This window comes from Streptomyces sp. NBC_01635 (assembly GCF_045209715.1).
GTDB lineage: Bacteria > Actinomycetota > Actinomycetes > Streptomycetales > Streptomycetaceae > Streptomyces > Streptomyces hirsutus.
Window position 1 is genome coordinate 3,324,225 of sequence record NZ_CP109277.1, and the last position, 18,708, is coordinate 3,342,932.

19 protein-coding genes and 1 pseudogene are annotated in these 18,708 nt (G+C 71.4%); 13 read left to right on the forward strand and 7 right to left on the reverse strand.

Going from position 1 to position 18,708, the window contains the following annotated elements:
* The 4 genes from OHB56_RS15610 (at position 1) to OHB56_RS15625 (ending at position 4,817) form a co-directional block, all read left to right on the forward strand.
* Positions 1–2,091: a YfjP family GTPase gene (locus tag OHB56_RS15610; protein WP_406353902.1), complete on the forward strand. Its 2,091-nt coding sequence runs from the start codon at positions 1–3 to the stop codon at positions 2,089–2,091.
* Positions 2,092–2,324: 233 nt separating this feature from the next.
* The gene (locus OHB56_RS15615; RefSeq protein ID WP_406353904.1) at positions 2,325–2,903 is read left to right on the forward strand and encodes a single-stranded DNA-binding protein; all 579 of its coding nucleotides are present in this window, start codon (positions 2,325–2,327) and stop codon (positions 2,901–2,903) included.
* Between the two features lie 333 nt (positions 2,904–3,236).
* Positions 3,237–4,610, forward strand: a complete 1,374-nt coding sequence (locus OHB56_RS15620) for a Cys-Gln thioester bond-forming surface protein (protein WP_406353906.1) — start codon at positions 3,237–3,239, stop codon at positions 4,608–4,610.
* A 63-nt stretch (positions 4,611–4,673) separates the two neighbouring features.
* On the forward strand, positions 4,674–4,817 hold the full coding sequence (locus OHB56_RS15625) for a hypothetical protein (RefSeq protein WP_406353907.1): 144 nt from the start codon (positions 4,674–4,676) through the stop codon (positions 4,815–4,817).
* A gap of 383 nt (positions 4,818–5,200) precedes the next feature.
* On the opposite strand, the gene OHB56_RS15630 is transcribed toward OHB56_RS15625, so the two are convergent.
* Positions 5,201–5,854: a DNA-binding response regulator gene (locus tag OHB56_RS15630; protein WP_406353909.1), complete on the reverse strand. Its 654-nt coding sequence runs from the start codon at positions 5,852–5,854 to the stop codon at positions 5,201–5,203.
* A gap of 74 nt (positions 5,855–5,928) precedes the next feature.
* On the opposite strand from OHB56_RS15630, the gene OHB56_RS15635 reads away from it, so the two are divergent.
* The 5 genes and pseudogenes from OHB56_RS15635 to OHB56_RS15655 all read left to right on the forward strand — a co-directional run bounded on the left by OHB56_RS15635 (position 5,929) and on the right by OHB56_RS15655 (position 10,488).
* Entirely contained in the window at positions 5,929–6,786 is an 858-nt protein-coding gene (locus tag OHB56_RS15635; RefSeq protein WP_406353910.1) for an oxidoreductase, read from the forward strand.
* A 620-nt stretch (positions 6,787–7,406) separates the two neighbouring features.
* Positions 7,407–7,601 carry a hypothetical protein gene (locus OHB56_RS15640; RefSeq protein ID WP_406353912.1) on the forward strand — a complete coding sequence of 65 codons (195 nt, stop codon included), beginning with the start codon at positions 7,407–7,409 and terminating at the stop codon, positions 7,599–7,601.
* Between the two features lie 243 nt (positions 7,602–7,844).
* A complete protein-coding gene (locus OHB56_RS15645) occupies positions 7,845–8,804 on the forward strand; it encodes a D-2-hydroxyacid dehydrogenase family protein (RefSeq protein WP_406359078.1) in 960 nt (319 codons plus the stop codon).
* Between the two features lie 174 nt (positions 8,805–8,978).
* Positions 8,979–9,262, forward strand: a pseudogene (locus tag OHB56_RS15650) (chaplin).
* Positions 9,263–9,513: 251 nt separating this feature from the next.
* Positions 9,514–10,488, forward strand: coding sequence for an alpha/beta fold hydrolase (locus OHB56_RS15655; protein WP_406353913.1), 975 nt, complete (start codon positions 9,514–9,516; stop codon positions 10,486–10,488).
* 126 nt (positions 10,489–10,614) lie between these two features.
* On the opposite strand, the gene OHB56_RS15660 is transcribed toward OHB56_RS15655, so the two are convergent.
* The 3 genes from OHB56_RS15660 to OHB56_RS15670 form a co-directional block, all read right to left on the reverse strand.
* Positions 10,615–10,893 (reverse strand): hypothetical protein, encoded by a 279-nt coding sequence (locus tag OHB56_RS15660; protein WP_406353914.1) that lies wholly within the window; start codon positions 10,891–10,893, stop codon positions 10,615–10,617.
* A 143-nt stretch (positions 10,894–11,036) separates the two neighbouring features.
* On the reverse strand, positions 11,037–11,303 hold the full coding sequence (locus tag OHB56_RS15665) for a hypothetical protein (RefSeq protein ID WP_406353916.1): 267 nt from the start codon (positions 11,301–11,303) through the stop codon (positions 11,037–11,039).
* A gap of 244 nt (positions 11,304–11,547) precedes the next feature.
* Entirely contained in the window at positions 11,548–11,820 is a 273-nt protein-coding gene (locus OHB56_RS15670) for a hypothetical protein (protein WP_406353918.1), read from the reverse strand.
* 389 nt (positions 11,821–12,209) lie between these two features.
* Here OHB56_RS15670 and OHB56_RS15675 point away from each other — a divergent pair, with 389 nt between their 5' ends.
* Positions 12,210–12,446, forward strand: coding sequence for a chaplin (locus tag OHB56_RS15675; RefSeq protein WP_406359079.1), 237 nt, complete (start codon positions 12,210–12,212; stop codon positions 12,444–12,446).
* Positions 12,447–12,508: 62 nt separating this feature from the next.
* On the opposite strand, the gene OHB56_RS15680 is transcribed toward OHB56_RS15675, so the two are convergent.
* The 3 genes from OHB56_RS15680 to OHB56_RS15690 all read right to left on the reverse strand — a co-directional run bounded on the left by OHB56_RS15680 (position 12,509) and on the right by OHB56_RS15690 (position 14,286).
* On the reverse strand, positions 12,509–13,375 hold the full coding sequence (locus tag OHB56_RS15680) for a tyrosinase family protein (RefSeq protein ID WP_406353919.1): 867 nt from the start codon (positions 13,373–13,375) through the stop codon (positions 12,509–12,511).
* Positions 13,359–13,874 carry a tyrosinase family oxidase copper chaperone gene (locus OHB56_RS15685; protein WP_406353921.1) on the reverse strand — a complete coding sequence of 172 codons (516 nt, stop codon included), beginning with the start codon at positions 13,872–13,874 and terminating at the stop codon, positions 13,359–13,361. Before OHB56_RS15685 ends, OHB56_RS15680 begins: the two co-directional genes overlap by 17 nt.
* Positions 13,875–14,010: 136 nt before the next feature.
* The gene (locus tag OHB56_RS15690; protein WP_406353923.1) at positions 14,011–14,286 is read right to left on the reverse strand and encodes a hypothetical protein; all 276 of its coding nucleotides are present in this window, start codon (positions 14,284–14,286) and stop codon (positions 14,011–14,013) included.
* A 541-nt stretch (positions 14,287–14,827) separates the two neighbouring features.
* On the opposite strand from OHB56_RS15690, the gene OHB56_RS15695 reads away from it, so the two are divergent.
* Genes OHB56_RS15695 through OHB56_RS15705 form a run of 3 tightly spaced genes read left to right on the forward strand, consistent with a single transcriptional unit; the run spans position 14,828 to position 18,704 of the window.
* Complete coding sequence (locus tag OHB56_RS15695) at positions 14,828–15,925, forward strand: DUF3344 domain-containing protein (protein WP_406353925.1); 1,098 nt, start codon at positions 14,828–14,830, stop codon at positions 15,923–15,925.
* The gene (locus tag OHB56_RS15700; RefSeq protein WP_406353927.1) at positions 15,922–17,280 is read left to right on the forward strand and encodes a glycosyltransferase; all 1,359 of its coding nucleotides are present in this window, start codon (positions 15,922–15,924) and stop codon (positions 17,278–17,280) included. The genes OHB56_RS15695 and OHB56_RS15700 overlap by 4 nt, the downstream gene beginning before the upstream one ends.
* Positions 17,277–18,704, forward strand: a complete 1,428-nt coding sequence (locus tag OHB56_RS15705) for an exopolysaccharide biosynthesis polyprenyl glycosylphosphotransferase (protein ID WP_406353929.1) — start codon at positions 17,277–17,279, stop codon at positions 18,702–18,704. Before OHB56_RS15700 ends, OHB56_RS15705 begins: the two co-directional genes overlap by 4 nt.
* Positions 18,705–18,708: the final 4 nt, after the last annotated feature.

Here is an 18,708-nt window from a genome sequence, read left to right on the forward strand (position 1 = left end):
GTGACCGCCGTCACTGACCAGGATCAGGACCAGCACCAGGACCACACCGAACGCTCTGAGCGATCAGAGGATGCAGAGGCGTCCGGGGCGGCCGAGCGGCCTGAGGGGTCCGATCTCCCCGAGGACGCGCGCGGGGTGGCCGGGCAGGAGCAGGAAGGGCGCGAGCAGGGCCCGTACGGGGACGACAAGTACAGGGACCACGTGTACAGGGACGACGACGCCTACGAGGAGGACGAGGGGGACGAGGAGGACGACGGCGGGGCGCCCGACGACAGGGCGGCCGCGCAGGCCTCCTGGGCCGACGGGCTGATCGCGCGCCGGGGGGACGACACCGCGGGGACGGGGAAAGGAACCGGGAGACGGGCCGGGGCAGGGGTCGGGACACGGACGGAGCCCGGGACAGGGGCCGGGTTCGATTTCGGGTTCGGAGCCGAGTCGTACGCCGCGCTGGAGGCCCGCGCGTCCACGCCGCAGACAATGGCCTCCGTGACCTCCCTGGCGTACGACGCGCCCCTGACGTCCCGGCTGGAGGCGCTGCGCGAACTGGTGGGACTGTCCAGGGCCCGGCTCGACAGCCGGACGCTGGCCGGGGCGAGCCGGGTCCTCGACGAGGCCGCCGCGCGGCGCGGGCTCTCCGGGCAGCACACCGTCGTCGCCATCGCGGGTGCGACCGGCAGCGGCAAGTCGCAGCTGTTCAACGTCCTCGCCGGAGCCACTATTTCGGAGACCGGCGTACGACGGCCGACCACCGCCGCGCCCATCGCGTGCAGTTGGAGCGACGGCGCCGCGGGTCTCATCGAACGGCTCGGCATCCCGCCCCGGTTGCGCCGGCGCCCGTTGCAGGCGACGGCGGACGCGGACGAGCAGCTGCGCGGACTCGTCCTCGTCGACCTGCCGGACCACGACTCGGCGGCCGTGCAGCACCGCGAACAGGTCGACCGGGTGCTGGGCCTGGTCGACGCCGTCATCTGGGTCGTCGACCCGGAGAAGTACGCCGACGCGATGCTGCACGAGCGCTATCTGCGGCCCATGGCAGCGCACGCGGAGGTCATGTTCGTCGTCCTCAACCAGATCGACCGGCTGCCCGGGGAGGCCGCCGAACAGGTCCTGGACGATCTGCGCCGTCTGCTCGACGAGGACGGCATCGCCCTGGGCGAGTACGGAGAACCCGGTACGACGGTCCTCGCGCTGTCCGCGCTCACCGGCGACGGGGTCGGTGAACTGCGCGAAGCACTCGGCCAGTTCGTGGTCGAGCGGGGAGCGGCAGGCCGCCGTGTCGCGGCGGACGTGGACATCACCGCGGCCCGGCTGTGGCCCGTCTACGCCAACCGCCGGTGGGCCGGGCTCAGCGAGGAGGCGCGGGAGGAGTTCACGGACCGGCTCGCGGACGCGGTGGGCGCCACCGCGGCGGGCGATGCCGCCGAACGCGCGTGGCTGCGCAACGCCAACCGCGCGTGCGGCACCCCGTGGCTGCGGCTGTGGCGCTGGTACGAGGACCGGGGCGGGCCGCTCACCGGGAGACTTCCGCAGCAGACGCAGCCCGACGAGGAGATCACGGCCAGGCAGCGGGTGGAGCAGGCGGTGCGCACGGTGTCCGACCAGGCCTCGGACGGGCTGCCCGAGCCATGGGCGCAGGCGGTGCGCGAGGCGGCCGTACGGGGCTCCCATGGACTGTCGGAGGCGCTGGACGACCTCGCCGCGCGCGCCGCACTGCCACCGGGGCGGCCGCCGCGGCCCGGCTGGTGGCCGGCGGCCGTACTCGCCCAGGCGTCCATGACGATCATCCAGTTCATCGGCGGGCTGTGGCTGATGGGCCAGATCATCGGGTTCATGTCACCGAACCTGGGGGTGCCGGTGCTGCTGATGGTGATCGGCATCGTCGGCGGCCCGATCGTCGAGTGGAGCTGCCGGATGGCGGCCCGCGGACCGGCCCGGCGGCACGGGCTGGAGGCGGCGAGGCGGCTGCGGGAGGCGGCCGCGGGGTGCGGCCGCGCCCGGGTCCTGGACCCGGTGGCCTCGGAACTGCTGCGGTACCGGGAGGTACGGGAGGAGTACGGACGGGTGGCGGGGGTGGGCGTAGGGATGGGTTGAGGCGTACGAGCGGCCCCTCCTGCGCGACGACTCCCTGTACGACGACCCCTGCGCAGCCTCTATGCGCGGCCGCTCGTACGGGTGGCGGAGTTGTCCACAGACCGGCGGTGGTCCACAGGCGTCAGCGGGCCCGGTCCGACGGCGGCAGTCTGACTCGCAGCCGTACGGGACGGGCCCGTACGCGTATCCGCCCGGCCGCCGGCGCCGGTGTCCAGGCGGGGGAGGCAGGCACGATGAACGAGACGATGATCTGTGCGGTGGGCAACGTGGCGACGCAGCCGGTGTTCCGGGAGACGGCGTCCGGACCGGTGGCGAGGTTCCGGCTGGCGGTCACGTCGCGGTACTGGAACCGGGACAAGGCCATGTGGGCGGACGGACACACCAACTTCTTCACGGTGTGGGCCAATCGCCAGCTCGCCACCAACGCCACGGCCTCGCTGTCGGTGGGCGAACCCGTGATCGTGCAGGGGCGGTTGAAGGTGCGCACGGAGACACGCGAGGGGCAGCAGGGCCGTACCTCGGCGGACCTCGACGCGGTGGCGATCGGCCACGACCTGGCCCGGGGCACGTCAGCCTTCCGCCGTGCGGGCCGCCCGGACCCCCGACAGGCCTCCCCGGACCGGCCGGAACCCGCGTGGGAAAACAGGCCGGGTGAGGGAGCCAAGGAGCCTGAAGCGGTCGAACCCGCTGAAGCGGTTGAAGCCGCCGAAGCCGCCGAAGTGGCGGATGTGGCCGAAGCGGTCGCCGCAACCACCGCAGCCGAGCCCGCCGCCACCGCACAACAATCACCGGAACCAGCCATGGTGACGTGATGTCGCCGGTCCGGCCCTCGGCAGCGGAGCCGACCGAAGTGCGGCTTATCGGCGAATCCATGGCGAACGATCCCGAGGTGATTTATCGACAAGCCCTGCTCGTACCCACTCCGGCGATAACGATTCCACGTCGGATCAGGCCTCCGACCTGATCACCGTCGGGCGCGGTTCGCGGCGTACTTAGGATTCCGGGCATGGCTCCCGGGGTTCTCGGGGCCGGTGATTCTGCTGGTGGGACCCGTCCCCCACGTCAACGGGTCCTGCTCGGAAGGGAAATCGGTGTTTGCTGCGTCCTCTGGATTCTCTGCGTCGTCCGCACGTGGGCTCGGGCCGGTGAGACGTCTCGCCGCCGGAACGTTGGTGTCCGGATTCATCGCCGCCGGTGTACTGACCGGCGCCGGGACGGCGGTGGCCGACGACGGGACGACGCGCGGTGAGGGCGGAGCGGCCGCGACCGTGGAGGGCCTGAAGACGTACGGCGAGGCCGTGATCCGCGACGCCGCCGGGGACCATCAGGTGTCGGCGGGACTGTTCGAGATGTCCGTCGAGGGCGGCGGCATGCTGCAGAGCTACTGCGTCGACATCCACACCCCCACGCAGACGGACGCCGAGTACCACGAGACCGACTGGAGCGGGACCTCGCTGGGCGCCAACAAGGACGCCGGCCGGATCCACTGGATCCTGCGGAACTCCTACCCCCAGGTGAACAACCTCGCGGCGCTCGCCGACCGGGCGGGCGTCCGGGGCGAGCTGACCGAGCAGGACGCGGCGGCCGGCACGCAGGTGGCGATCTGGCGCTACTCCGACGACGTGGACGTGGACGCCGTCGACCCCCAGGCGGAGCAGCTCGCCGACTACCTGGAGAAGAACGCGCGCAACCAGGCGGAGCCGCAGGCGTCGCTCGCCCTGGACCCGCCGGTCGTCTCCGGACGGCCCGGCGAGCTGCTCGGCCCGGTGACGGTACGTACGGACGCGCGCAGTGTGACGATGTCGCCGCAGGCGGACGCCGCCACCAGCGGGGTGCGGATCCTGGACGCGGACGGCCTGCCGGTCATCAGCGCGGTGGACGGCACCGAGGTGTTCTTCGAGATACCCGAGGACGCGCCCGAGGGAACGGTCCAGGTGACCGCGCAGGCCTCGACCACGGTGCCGGTCGGCCGGGCGTTCGCCGCCGAGAGCCGCAGCCAGACGCAGATCCTGGCCGGCTCCAGCACCTCGACGGTCTCCGCGACGGCGAGCGCGACGTGGGCGGAGCAGGGCGCGATTCCGGCGATGACCGCCCGGAAGAACTGCGCCGAAGGCGGCGTCGACGTCATCACCACCAATCAGGACGACGAGCCCTTCACCTTCGAAGTGGCGGAGCGCGAGTACACCGTGGAGCCGGGCGGGACCCGCACGGTGACGGTTCCGGTGGCCGAGGATCGGACGTACGACTTCACGGTCCAGGGCGCGGACGGCTTCGAGAAGCGGTTCACCGGCATGCTCGACTGCAGGACCAAGGCCGCCGAAACCGGCGTCGACATCCGCACCCTGAGCGGCCCCACCCCCGCCCCCGTGGCGGACGGGTCCACCACCGATGTCAACCTCGCCGACACCGGCGCCCCCAGCGTCGCCCCCTGGATCGTCGGCACCGCCATCACCCTGGTCGTCCTCGGCGGAACGGCTCTGGTCATCACCCGGCAGCGCGAGGCGGGGCACGGCAACTGACGCACTCGATCGACGCACTCGATCGACGTGCCGAAGGACCACGGGTGTCACGGAGTGGAAGCCGTGGTCGTGACCATGGGCCTGCTGAACCGCGGTCTCGCCGGAGCTCAACGAGCCTTCTTCAACACCCCGTGCCACGACGTCGAACGCCGCTTCCACAACCGCGCCATGGACCTGCTCGAAGAGGCCGCCGACACCGATCTCTGACAGCGCCGACGGCCGGCGGAGCCTCTTGACTCAGCCGTCAAGACTCCACCGGCCTTGCCAAAAGCAGCAATCGCGTCCGGGGACAACCGCACGCGCATCGGTGTCCTCGATTCGCGGTGTCGTGCGGGTGGTGGGCACAGCGCAGCGGCCTTTGCCCTGCCAGGCGGCCGAGGCCGCGCCCTCGGCCCGCCCGGCTCAGCGCAAACGTCGCGAGCCGCCGTGTGGTGTGCCGACGTCTTCCGGAATGCCCTGGGCCTCGCGCAGCAACACCCGACAAGGCTCCCAGCCCAGCCATCCGCCCAGGCCGGTGCCTGAATCAGCCCCAAGGGATCACAGCTTCCCCAGCCGAGGGCGCGCTACCCGATGGGTACTTGGTCGACCCCTCAACCGCTCAATCCCCTCTCGCCCGCGCGCACCCCGGCCTGGAACCGTGAGCCCGCGTCGAGGGCGTCGAGCAGGTGGGCGACGCGGCGACGGTAGGTTCGCAAGGACATGCCGAGCTCCCGCGCGGCTGTCTCGTCGGTGGCACCCGATGCCAGAGCGTGCAGGACCGTTCGGCTCTCGGCATCGAGCCGGGGGTGCTTGCCGCGCAGGAACGCTTGGAGGTCGGTGGCGCTCTCCCAGGCGGCTTCGAACAGCGCGTACACGCTGCCGACCAGGGTGGGTGCGGTGGTCAGGGTGTATGCGCGGCCGCCGGGGGTGTTCAAGCCGGCGAGGATCGCGAACCGGCGGTCGATGATGATCGTCTCGTGGGGGAGGGCGGTGGCGGTGATCCGCACGCGGGCGCCCTTGTCGACGAGCATGCCGAGGTGCTCGCGGCTGTGCTGGTCGGCGAGCGAAGCCGGGCTGAACAGCTTGCGGATCTGTTGGGTGTCCCTGTTTAGGAGCCCGTCGCCGACGGCCTGCCGGGCTCCGGGACGGGACCAGGTGTCGAGGTCGCGGGCGGCGCAGACGAACTCCTCGTGGACAGAGGAGAAGACCTGCTCGGTACGGGCGAGGAGTTCCAGGTCACCGCGGATCGTCACGACGTCGGCCACTCCCCCATTCTGCCCGACGGCAGCAAGCTGCCACGGGTTCGCAGCCCGAACGCCCCTTGGTCCAGGCTGTGTTCATGAGCAACGACTTCCGCCTTGGTGGCGACCTGCTGATCAACCGGATCGGCTTCGGGGCCATGCGCCTGCCCACGAACAGCTTCCACGGACCGGCGCGCGATCCCCGAACCGGTCGCGCCGTCCTGCGCCATGCCGTGGAGCTGGGCATCAACCACATCGACACCGCCGCCTTCTACACCAGCGGCGACGGCACCGTCCGTGCCAACGCCCTGATCCGGGAAGCCCTTCACCCTTACCCGGCCGACCTGGTCATCGCCACCAAGGTCGGCCCGGCCCGTACTCCCGACGGCGGCTTGGCCGCAACCTCCGATCCCGCTGCCCTGCGGCCGATGGTCGAGGAGAACCTCGAAACCCTCGGTGTGGATCGCCTCGATCTGGTCTATCTGCGCATCGGGGGCATCGGGTCGCCGCCGCACGGGGAATCCGTGGCCGAACGCTTCGAGGCGCTGGCCGCGCTGCGCGAGGAGGGCCTGATCCGCCATCTCGGCCTGAGCAACGTCGACGCCGGCCATCTCGCCGAGGCCCGCGCGATCGCGCCCGTCGCGGCCGTCCAGAACCACTTCCACGCCGCCAAGCGCGATGACACGGAGGTCCTGGCCCTCTGCGAGGAGGCCGGCATCGCCTACGTGCCGTTCTTCCCGCTGGGCGGCGGCCTGAGCGACCTCACGGGTGACCGCATGGCCAAGGTCGCGGACCGGCACGGCGCCACGATCCCTCGGATCGCCCTGGCCTGGCTGCTTGCCTCTTCCCCGGTCACTCTGGCCATCCCCGGCACCGGCTCCCTCGCCCACCTGGAGGAGAACACTGCCGCCAGGTCGACAGCCCTCACCCCGGAGGATCTGTCCGACCTCACCTGACGTGAGGACCGCTCCGCACCGCCTCGGCTCCGCAGAATGCCGCCGCGCTCTTCCTGAACCGCGATGCCGTCACCGACCGTCTCGGTTCTCGTCTCATTCCACCGCGTGCACCGCCGTTCGGACGAGAACCGGGGCCCAGCCCCCTCAGCGACCAGCCGCCCATGAACCCGGGGGAACGCCCTCCACCGAGCCCACCACCCCACTGGCTCTGTGCGTGAGAACGGGTTCTGGTCCAACTTCCGCCGTGCTGCTGAGCTTCTGGCGCCCGTTCGCAGCCGACGAAGAGCACGGCTACTGCTTCAGCTCACTCCTCGTGGCCCGGCCCGGCTCCTACGGCACCCCTGCCCAGGCCGCGGAGCGACTCCGGTGGAGCTCGTGACAGACCAGTGATCGGGCCGCCGGGCGCGCCTTACCGTTCACCTCGCGGACGTCATGACATCGCGCACCCCTCGCATTTCATGACTATGTGTGAGATCACCCTTACGCGCCGTTACTTTGCTGCGCGCCGAGGGGAAACCCACATCACAGTGGTCCCACGCAAAAGCCCACCGATTGCCGCGCAGGCTTCCCGGCAGGAGCGGCGCTCGGTGAGCGGGCACCCAGGAGGTACTGCTATGAGTATGACCTCGGCAAACTCACCTTCCATCCCCCGACTGCGAGACCGGGCTGCCGTCCTCGTCGTCATCGTGGTCGTCTACGTCCCCGTCGCGCAGATCCAAGACGTTCTGACCAACCTGATCGCGCTGTCAGCAGTCCTGGTCTGCGGCTCCGCGGTGAGCGCAGTATCAGCCCGACGGCCGCGGACGACCGCGTGACCGCCGACTAGACCCGACGAGGCCTTTCCCCCGGCCTCCCTTCCCCGGGAAGCCGGGAGAGAGCCGCCCGTGCGACGAAGATCACCCAAAACGGCCGGCTCTCCCGCAGGAGCGACGTGTCGAGCACGAGGCTCCGCAGACGCATGCTTCACCTTCTCCGGGGGCAGGCACCCCGGGCCGGGCGCCGACCGCAGGAGGGCTAGCTTGATCGCCCCGGACCACGGACGAGCAGGGGGGAACCGCATGCGGCTGCGGTGTGCGGTGCTGGACGACTTCCAGGGGGCGGCCGCCGAGGCCGCCGACTGGGGACCGGTCACGGAGGACGTCGAAGTGGTCTCGTTCGACGGTCACTTCACCGACGAGGACGCTCTGGCCGACGCGCTCGCCGACGCCGACATCGTGGTGACGCTGCGGGAACGGGTGACCTTCCCCGGGTCGTTGATCGCCCGGCTGCCCCGGCTGAGACTGATCGTCGCCTCCGGCATGCGCAACTCGGTCATCGACCACGCCGCCGCCGAGGCCCACGGCGTCACCGTGTGCGGTACGGCCAGCTCCTCCACCCCGCCGGTCGAGCTGACCTGGGCCCTGCTCCTCGGCCTGGCGCGCGGCATCGTCGAGGAGAGCAACGGCCTGCGCACCGGCGGCCCCTGGCAGCGCACCGTGGGCGCCGACCTGCACGGACGGCGTCTCGGGCTGCTCGGCCTGGGGAAGATCGGGAGCCGGGTGGCCCAGGTCGGTCTCGCCTTCGGCATGCGGGTCGGGGCCTGGAGCCACCACCTCACCCAGGAGCGTGCCGACGAGGTGGGCGTGGAACTCGCGCCGTCCGTGGAGGACCTGTTGCGCGAGAGCGACTTCGTCTCCGTGCACCTCGCGCTCGGCGAGCGCAACCGCGGCCTGCTCGGCGCCGCCGAACTCGCCCTGCTCAAGCCCACCGCCTACCTGGTCAACACCTCCCGCGCGGCGATCGTCGACCAGGACGCCCTGCTCGCCGCCCTGCACGACGGCCGGATCGCCGGTGCCGGCGTCGATGTCTTCGACGTCGAACCGCTGCCCGCCGGCCACCCGATGCGCACCGCCCCCCGCCTGCTCGCCACCCCGCACCTCGGCTACGTCTCCCGTGCCAACTACGCCACGTACTACGGCCAGGCGGTCGAGAACATCCGCGCCTTCCTCGACGGCGCACCGGTCCGGCGCCTGCCCTGAAAACGGCCGGAAACCCGGGGCAGAGGACCGGGCCGGAAGGCCGGCCGGAAGAAAACCCCTCCGCCCAGGGTGATCCGTGGCTGATCACCGTGACCCGTCGAGCGTCTTCGCGTTGAACGGGGAGCACGGCCGCGCCCCCTGCGTCCGTGCTCATCGAATAAGAAGGAGAACGTGATGTCGCGCATCGCGAAGGTTGCCTGCGTCGCACTCGGCACGGGTGCCGTGGCCCTGAGCGGGGCCGGTACGGCTCTGGCGGACGCGGGTGCCCAGGGCACCGCCGCCCACTCCCCGGGATTCCTGTCGGGCAACTTCGTGCAGGCCCCGGTGCACGTGCCGGTCCACGTGTGCGGGAACACCGTCGACGTCGTCGGTGCGCTGAACCCGACGTTCGGCAACACCTGCGCGTGAACGAGGACGGTCAGCACCACAAGAACCACAAGAACGCGTACGGGAACTGACCCCGTACGCGTCATCAGCAGAACGTCCAGAGCCCCGGCACCTCGAGCGCCGGGGCTCTTGCCGCTCTTGACACCGTCCCTGAGACCCCGGCCCTCAGGCTCGACGGTGGATCCGTCGGCGGTTGCCGCTCGGCGGACCGTACAAGCCTTACCGCCGGGATCGCCCACAAATGAGTGATTACCGACAAAAGACTTGATTGCTGGTAATCATGGACTGGTTCGTCGCCATTTCCCCTGTCCCGGAGCCGTCCATGCGCACTGCCCTCACCACCCCCCAGGGTTCACTGACCACACAACGCCACAGGTCCGCTTCTCCACCGCCGGAGCAGGTGGAGGAGCGGACCCTGGCGTTCGAGGGCTTCGCTTACGGGTGCCGGATCGTCCATCAGAGCGCTCCGCGCACGGCACCGTTGCTGCTGCTCGGGGGCTCGTCCCAGAACCGGTACTCCTGGCAGGGGCACGAGAAGTGGCTGGCGCCGTTGTGCACGGTGATCACCGTGGATCTCCCCGGATACGGCAGTGCGGACTTCCTGCCCTCCCGTTACGGGATCGATTTCCTCGCCGCCGCGGTCCAGCACATGCTGGTGGAGACCGGGATGCCGCCGGTGAATCTCTTCGGAGGCTGCTTCGGTGAGGTCGTCGGCCTCCGCTTCGCGCAGCTGCATCCCGAGTCCGTCCGTCGCATCGTCTTCTGCGGCGCCGCGATGCGTCTTCCCGAGATCTACACCGAGGCGGTACCGCGTCTGGCGCAGGCGCTGGAACGGGGAGAGATCGAAGCGGCGGCCGACGGTCTGGTGGGGCTGTTCATGTCGAACCCGGGTGCCGGTCAGGTCCGCAGGCACGCGGCCGTCGCGCGCCTCCTGCATCACCAGTTCATGAACCAGACGCCGGACGAGCTCAAGAAGGCGGTCGAACACAACACGAGGCTGGTGACGCACGGCTGTTACGAGCCCCTGCCCGTCCCCGCCGTGCCCGCCCTGGTGTTCACGGGCGAGTACGACACCCTGTGCACCCCGCAGATGGGCCGTGAGCTCGCCGCGACGATTCCGGCGGCGCGGTTCACGACGGTCAAGGAAGCGGACCATCTGGTCACCGTCGAGCGCAGACAGGAGGCATCGGACCTGATCGGCCGCTTCTGCACCGACCGCCCCATCGACGACCTGCCGTACTGCGCCCCCGTGGAGTCACCGGGCGCCGGCCTCGCCTGCGCGACGGCATACCGGTGACGGACATACGACGAGTGGCCGGGACCCGGTACCGGGTCCCGGCCACTCTCCGCTGTACGGGTGGTCCGACGCGGGGATGCCGACGTGCGGGAAGCCGTGCACAACGGCCCTCGGCCGACAAAGACGTCAGGACTTTTTACCCGGCAGGGCAACGCTGTTGGTGCAGGAGACCTCGGCATTCCCGCCGGAGCAGCTCTGCTTCGACTTGTTGACGAAGTGGATCTTTCCGTACTGGTCGGTCGTGATCTCCTGCTCACTCACCTGCACGCAGCGAACGGTGCCGTCCTCGCCCTTGACGCAGTTGTCCGGGCCTTCGGCACCGAAGGCCTGGACGGCACCGACGCCGATCAGCGCGAGCCCACCGAGGACCCCCGCCGCCGCTGCGATCTTGTTCGACTTCACCATCTACCTTTTTCCTTGACGGTCAACTCGCCGCGACTGGGCGGCGGAGCCGGTCCGGCCCTCCGGGCCGGCCGATGTGCCGGGCGGGCCCGGGGCTCGAACGCGTGGTTCGAGCCCCGGGACCCACCTGGATCACCTGAGGGTGATCAGCCGCCGATGGCGAAGCTGGAGGCGCAGGACACCGAGTTGGTCTCCTCGTTCTCGGCGTGGGCGAGGCCCAGGATGCCGACCGCGAGGTTGATGTCGTCGATGTTGATGAGGCCCTGCTTCGAGTTGTCCTGGAAGCAGTTCGTGGTCTGCGAGTTGTTGAGCTCGACCTCCGGCTTGTCACCGGCGTGGCTGACGCCGGCGCCGAGGAAGCCGACACTGCCGAGCATGGCCATGACGACGGCGGCCTTCTGGTACTTGCGCATTACTGCTCCATTCTCGTACTGACACGGTCCGTATTGGGCCGGTCACTTACAGTCGCTAATATAGGCGACATTTACGGCAGTTGATAGATGAAACGCCGTGTCGCACCTGATGGGAGATGGGGCGCCACCGCACTCGAGCGGCGGAGCCGGTCCGGACACCCGGACCGGCCGACATGCCGGGCGGCCCCGGGGCTCGAACACCTGAGTTCGAGCCCCGAGACCCACCCGGATCACCTGGCAGTGATCACTTGCCGCCGAGGACGAGGCTGGAGGCGCAGGACACCGCGTTGGTCTCCTTGTTCTCCGCCTTGCCGATGCCCAGCAGGGCGCCGACGCCGGCGTTGACGTCGTCGATGTTGACGAGGCCCTTGGCGGAGTTGTCCTGGACGCAGGTGGTGTCCTGCTTGTTCTTGAGCTCGAACGACGGGTCGTCACCGGCGTGGCTGACGCCGGCGCCGAGGAAGCCGACACTGCCGAGCATGGCCATGACGACGGCGGCCTTCTGGTACTTGCGCATTACTTCTCCGATTTCCCGAGTGGACACAACCCGTGTTGGGCCGGTCACTTACGGTGGTTAACGTAAACGACGTTTCGGACTTTGGGTAGCCAAAACGCCCATGCGCGTAATTTTCTCGTGAAGATGCAGGTCACCGACCCGACACGCGCGCATCAGGTGGCCGAACGTGCGTCAGGCGGCCGGGAGCGGAGGCCGCTCGTCCGGTGCGGCTGCTTCCCCAGGGGTGGTCCCGGAAGGAACACCGTGACCGGCGCGAGAGGCTCGCGTTGAGCGAAGCGTGCGGCCGCGCGTCATGCGGCTGCGCTCACCGGGCGAGTCCGGGCGAGTCCGGAGAACGTGATGCCTCGCATCGCGAAGATCGGCGCTGCGGCTCTCGGCACGGGGCCGTGGTGCTCAGCGGGGCCGGTAGGGCCGCGGCGGACGCCGGCGCCCACGCTGCGGCGTCCCACGCGCCGGGGGTCGCGTCCGGCCACGTGGTCCAGGTCCCGCTTCACGCGCCGATCAACGCGTGCGGCAGCACCGTCAACGTGCTCGGTTTCCTCAACCCCGCCGTGGGCAACCGCTGCGTGAACGACAGCCACGACAAGCACCACCAGGGCTACGGCAACCGACGTTCGCCGTGGTGACCCGAGAGCCCCGCCGCCCCGAGCGCCGGGGCTCTCCCCATGAAGCCCGAGACCGCGTCCCTTCACGCGTACCGGTAGATCCGGCCGATGTCCTCCAGTTCGTCCGGTGTCACGTCCCACGGCGGCAGCTTCTCGTGCCGTGCCACGATCCGGCGGTGCTGCTCGTCGCCCCGGCCCGGCGGTTTCGCGGGGAGGTAGCGGGCCCCGCCGTGCCGGCGCTGCCAGCGGTACCACTGCAGATCGACGAAGGCATGGTGCAGCCAGAAGGCGGGGTCGTTGACGGATGCGGCACCGAGCATGGCCCCGCCGACCCAGCGGTGCACCCGGTTGTGGTTGCGCCAGGAGGCACTGCCCCGGCCGGTGCTCCAGCCCTCCAGCCTGTTGCGGAAACCCCGCGTGACCGTCGAGTCCCAGGGCGCCACGTCGTAGACGGGGTCCTTCAGCGCCTGCTCCAGGTCGCTCGTGGTGGGCAGCTCGATCGGGTCGCGGCGGCGGCCGAGGTCCCGGGTGAGGAACCCCCCGTCGGTCACGCCCACCGCGATGGTCCAGTTGCCCTGCCCGTACGCGAACGGCCCCGTCATCACCTGCTGGTCGGACCGGCGCCCGTTGCCGCCGAGCAGGTCCGCCGTCCACGGTGCGACGGTGGCCGTACGGTCACGGGTCCAGTCCCAGTACGGAAGGGTCACCGCCGAGTCCACCCGGCGCAGGGCGGTCTCCAGGTCGAGCAGGAACCGGCGGTGCCAGGGCAGGAAGGAGGGCGCCATGTGCGCGGTGCGCAGTCCGCGCTCGCCGTCGGAGGAGTAGTACGCGAGGTGCGTCCGCACGAACTCGTCGTACTCGCCGCGCCGTTTGACCTCCAGCAGCGCCCTGACGAACCGTCGCTTCTCGGTCGCCGTGAGCGTGCCGGCGTCCTTACGCACGTACGCCATGCCGACCCTCCCCGTGTGCGTGTCCCGCACTCCCCGGCACCGACGCCGCCTCACGCAGCCGTTCGCCGGGGCCGAGCGCGTCGACGGCCGCGTGGGCGGCCTCGAGCGGCGTCCGGTAGGAGCAGTAGTGGTCGACCGTGCTCAGCCAGCCGCCGTCGGCGCGGCGCATCAGATGCAGGGGGCGGCCGTCCACCGTGACGTGCCACCGGCCGTCCTCGGCCGCGGTGCGCCCCGGCGCCCACACTCCTCGGATGCGGCGGCCGCGGTAGGTCCGCTCGAAGGCGGAGGCGGAGGCGGTGTCGCCCGAGGGGTCCGTTTCCGCGGGCCCGGGGCGCGGAGACCGGAAGGCGGCGAGCAGCGGGGTCAGGACGCCGGCGAGGGCGCCGGCCCGCAGACCTCGTGCCACGTCCCGCCGTGTTCTGCCCGCCGGTCCGGGCGGCGCCGGGCGCGGCGCCGCGTCCTCGGCACCCACGGGTGCCGAGCCGATGGGAACGACCATGATCCACTCCTTGTCCGAACGGTTGTCGTTGTTCCAACCGTCGGACCTGCCGCGTGGTCACCTCCGCGTGGCAAAGGGGGGAACACACGAAGTCGGCCCCCGGTCCGGACCGGGGGCCGACTTCGTACGGCGCGTCTCAGGCGTGCAGCCCCAGATCGCCGTGCATCGGCTTGGCCTGGTTCACCACGTCCGCCGCCTCCTCCGCGGTGCCGAGCACCGACGTCCGGGACCCGGCCGCGCCCGACTCGTCCTGCGGCGACATGAGCTCGAAGGGGACCGCGGTGCGTGTGTTCAGTCCGGTGTCGAGGCCGGTGGACGCCAGGTCGATCTCCTGCGCGTACGCGGGCGCGGCCATGCCGGCGGCGATCAGGGACCCGGCAATGACGGCGGCAGCCTTCAGGGACTTCATCATGTTCCTTTCTTCGGCAACGCGGGTCGCCGGAGGGGGCTTTGTGTCGCCGTGCTCAACGATCCTCGGCCGGTGCGGAAACCGGGGGACCACGGATTGACGAGTCGTCATATGAGATCAAACGGGTGAGGGCGTCACCGGCGCCGGCGGAACGGTGACCGCGGGCGTCGAGGTTTCCGGTCCGCACGAGCGGCGCGGCAAGCCTTCGACGTCTTCTTTTCACCTGTACGGCCCCGATCCGCCCGATGAGGTGGCGGGGTGGGACCACCTGGGTGTCGCCCGCGGAGGGCCGGTTTCACGATTCCAACACACTTGTCGGCGTTGATTGAGTTTCGGCAAATTTGTCCGGCTGGTGGCTAGAGTTGCGCCGACGCACCCCCAGAAGCGGACGCATCGCACTCGCCGTGCTGCCTGCTCCATCCCGGCGGTTCTGCTCGTTGTCGCCGTCCTCGGGCGAGGCTCCGACATCGGCGGCGCTGCCGGCCGCGGACGTCGTCTTCACCCATCCGGTCCCCGCCATCCGTTCCGAAAGGCTCCGACGGTCATGCGCCAATCCCTGGGTCAGTTGCTTCGCCCTGCCGCGGTGGGTGTCCTCGCTCTTGTCGCGATGTGGGCACCCTGCGGCTCCCCCGCCGCCGCTCCGGCCGCGCCGCCCGCGCCGGAAGCGAGCAGTCTCGCGTTCGGCCAGCGGTACTACGCGCTTCAGCACGGCGGCATCGTGCGCGCGGCCAACTCCTCCGCCACCTGCCGCACGAACCACACGCCTTCGTGCGCGGACGTGCAGGCGGGCGCGCAGGCGGTGAACGGCGACTTCGACATGTTCTACATCGACGTCGACCGCGACTCGAACACCTACAACTCCTCCCGCGCGGAGGTCCGCCTGCCCTCCGGCTCGCGGGTGACGTACGCGCGCCTGTACTGGGGCGGCAACCTGCGCGTGGGCGAACAGAAGCCCGCGCAGGACAACGGGCGGGTCCTGATCGCCGAACCCGGCGGGGACTACAAGGAGCTCCTCGCGGACACCGTCGTGGGACACGACGTGGCGGACGGCGCGGACGCCTTCCAGGCCTCGGCGGACGTGACCGGGCTGGTGCGGGACAGCGGGCCGGGTCTCTACACCGTGGCCGATGTCAACGTGGCCGCCGGCCGGTCGGCGGCCGGCGCGTGGGGCGGCTGGACCCTGGTGGTGGCGTACGAGAACCCGACGGAGCCGCTGCGGCACCTCTCGCTCTGGGACGGCTTCGCGCCGCTGGGGGGCCGCACGGGACCCGAGGTCGGGCTCAGCGGTCTGGACCTCGCGGAGGGCGCGGAGGGCCAGGTGGGACTGGTGGCGTACAACGGCGACCGCGGCACCACGGGCGACTCGCTCACCGTCACCACCGGCACACCCGCTTCCACCACGACGCTCGCCGACTCCGCCAACCCCGCCGGCGACGTCCTGAACTCCACCATCAGCGGGCCCGCCGGGGCTGTTCCGTCGCGAGTGCCGGCGTATGCCAACACGCTCGGCTACGACTCCGACGTGTTCGCCCTCGGCCACGGTCTGCTGCACGCCGGCGACCGGGTGGGCTTCCGGCTCTCGTCCCAGCGGGACGCGGCCTGGGCCGGGGTGCTCTTCACTGCCCTCGACGTCCGGCGATGAACACGCCGTCACCTCTCCCGAGCGCCGGTCCGAGCGCCGTGGCGAGCGAGGAATCCGGACAGACGGGCCCGCCCCCCTCCGACCGCCGGCCGCGGGTCCTGCACCTCACCCAGCCGGTGGACGGCGGGGTCGCGCGCGTGGTGACGGACCTGGTCCGTACGCAGCTGGCGGACGGCCTGGACGTCACCGCGGTCTGCCCCGACAGCACGCTCGCCCTCCATCTGCGGGCGCTCGGCGCGCAGGTACGGAACTGGCGGTCCACGCGGTCGCCCGGCCCGTCGCTCGTGCGGGAGGTACGGCACCTCGCGCGGGTGATCGACGAGGTGCGCCCCGACCTGGTGCACGCGCACAGCGCGAAGGCCGGGCTCGCCGGGCGGCTCGCGGTGCGCGGGCGGATTCCGACCGTCTTCCAGCCGCACGCCTGGTCGTTCGAGGCGGTGGGCGGGGTCACCGCGGCGCTCGCGCTCGGGTGGGAGCGATGGGGGGCGCGCTGGGCCACACGGGTGGTGTGCGTGAGCGAGGCGGAACGGGCCACCGGTGTGCACGCCGGGATCACCGGACGGTGGACCGTCGTCCCCAACGGCATCGATCCCGAGCGCTTCTGCCCGGCCGGCACCGACACCGTGCGGGCCGGGCTCGCCCCGCTCGCCGCCCTCCACCCCGCGACGCCGCTCGTGGTCTGCGTGGGGCGGCTCTGCCGGCAGAAGGGACAGGACGTCCTGTTGCGTGCGTGGGACGCCGTCGTGCAGCGGGTGCCCGCCGCGCGCCTCGTCCTGGTGGGCGACGGGCCGGACGACGACCGGCTGCGCGCGCAGGCCCCGAAGTCCGTGCTGTTCGCGGGAGCCGTCGCCGACACCTCGCCCTGGTACCAGGCCGCCGATCTCGTCGTGCTGCCGTCCCGCTGGGAGGGCATGGCCCTCGCCCCGCTGGAGGCGATGGCCTGCGGGCGCCCCGTGGTGGTCACCGACGTCGACGGCGCTCGCGAGAGCCTGCCGCCGTCCTTCGCCCCCCGTTGTCTGGTACCGCCGGAGAACCCGGGGGCTCTGGCCGGGGCCCTGGCCGGGCTGCTGCTCGACCCGCCGCTGCGTGAGTCGCTCGGCGACCTGGGCCGTCGGCACGTGCTGTCCGTCCACGACGTACGGCACACCGCCGAGCAGGTCGCCGACGTCTACCGCGACCTGCTCGGCACCTGGCCCTCCAGGGAGAGGGCACGTCCGTACCGCGCCGTCGAGCGTGACGAGGCCCGCGACACCGAGCCGGAGCAGCCGCTCGACGCGGACTGCTGTACCGAAGCGGCGCACCGGACCGCGCAGCACGTCGAGCCCACCAAGTACAGGGAGACCATCCGCTCGTGACCGCCGAACACACCGTCACCTCCCCCGGCGTACCGCCGCGGGACCACGGCTCCTCGCCCGTCTCCGTCATGCCGCCGCGCGACACCGCCGGCGGCCTGCGGCTGCCCGGCCCGCGTCCTTCGGCGCGGTCGGCTTCGCCCGTACCGCTGCTCCTCGCGGACGCTGCCGCGGCCCTGCTGGGCACGCTGGCGCTGTCCGGCACCCAGCGACACTCCCTGCTCGCCGTCCTGTTGATCGCCGCATCGCTGCTGCTGCGCCCCCGGGCCGGTCAGCCGCCCGGGCCGGGGCTGCTGGACGAACTGCCCGCGGTGTGCGGCCGTGTCGCGGTGGCCTGGCTGGCGTCCGCGGCGCTCTGGGCGGCGTACCGGCCGGAGCACGCGTTGTCCGCCGGCGCCGTGCTGACGGGCCTCGTCCTGCAGTCGGTGGCCGGCGGTGCGCTGCGCGCGGCCGTGCACACGCGGCGGCGCGCCGCACTGCGGCGCCATCCGCACGCGGCGCTCGTCGTCGGCCCGGCGGCGACCGCGCAGCGCGTGGCCGCCGCCCTGCTGCGTCACCCGGGGTGCGGTGTGCGGCCGGTGGGGATCGTCGCCGAACAGCCGGACGGCATCGAGGGCCTGCCGGTGCTGCGCACCGGTGAGGAGGTCGAACGGGCGGTCATCCAGAACGGGGTGCGGGCCGTGCTGGCCGTCCACCCCTCGGTACGCGCCGGACAGGGCCCGCTGCTGCGCGCACTGGCCGATGCGGGCTGCGCGGTCCGGGAGGTCGACGCCGATTCCCCGCCGTACCCGGCGAAGGAACGGCTGGCCGGTTTCCCGTGCCGTCGCCTGGACCTTTCACCGGCGCGCCGCGACAGTGCGGGCAAGCGCGTGCTCGACATCCTCGTGTCGGGGACGCTGCTGCTGCTGGCCGGTCCGCTGCTGCTGGTGTGCGCACTGACGCTGCGGATCAGCGACGGGCCGGGCGTGGTGTTCCGGCAGGAGCGCATCGGCAGGGGCGGAAAGCCGTTCACGCTGCTGAAGTTCCGTACGCACCGGCCGGTCGACGAGCACGAGTCGGCGACCCGGTGGAGCGTGGCCAACGAGAACGAGATGCGCCGGTTCTGCCGCATGCTGCGGCGCACCTCGCTCGACGAACTGCTCCAGCTGTGGAACGTGCTCCGCGGTGACATGAGCCTGGTCGGGCCGCGTCCCGAACGCCCTTACTTCGTCTCCCAGTTCAGCCTGACCTACCCGGGTTACGCGGCCCGCCACCGGATGCGGGCCGGCATCACCGGCCTCGCCCAGGTCCGCGGCCTGCGCGGCGACACCTCGATCGAGGACCGCTGCCGGTTCGACAACGCCTACATCGACGACTGGTCGTTGTGGCAGGACATCTGCATCCTGCTGCGCACCGCGGTCACGCTGGTCCGTCCGACGGGGAGCTGACCGA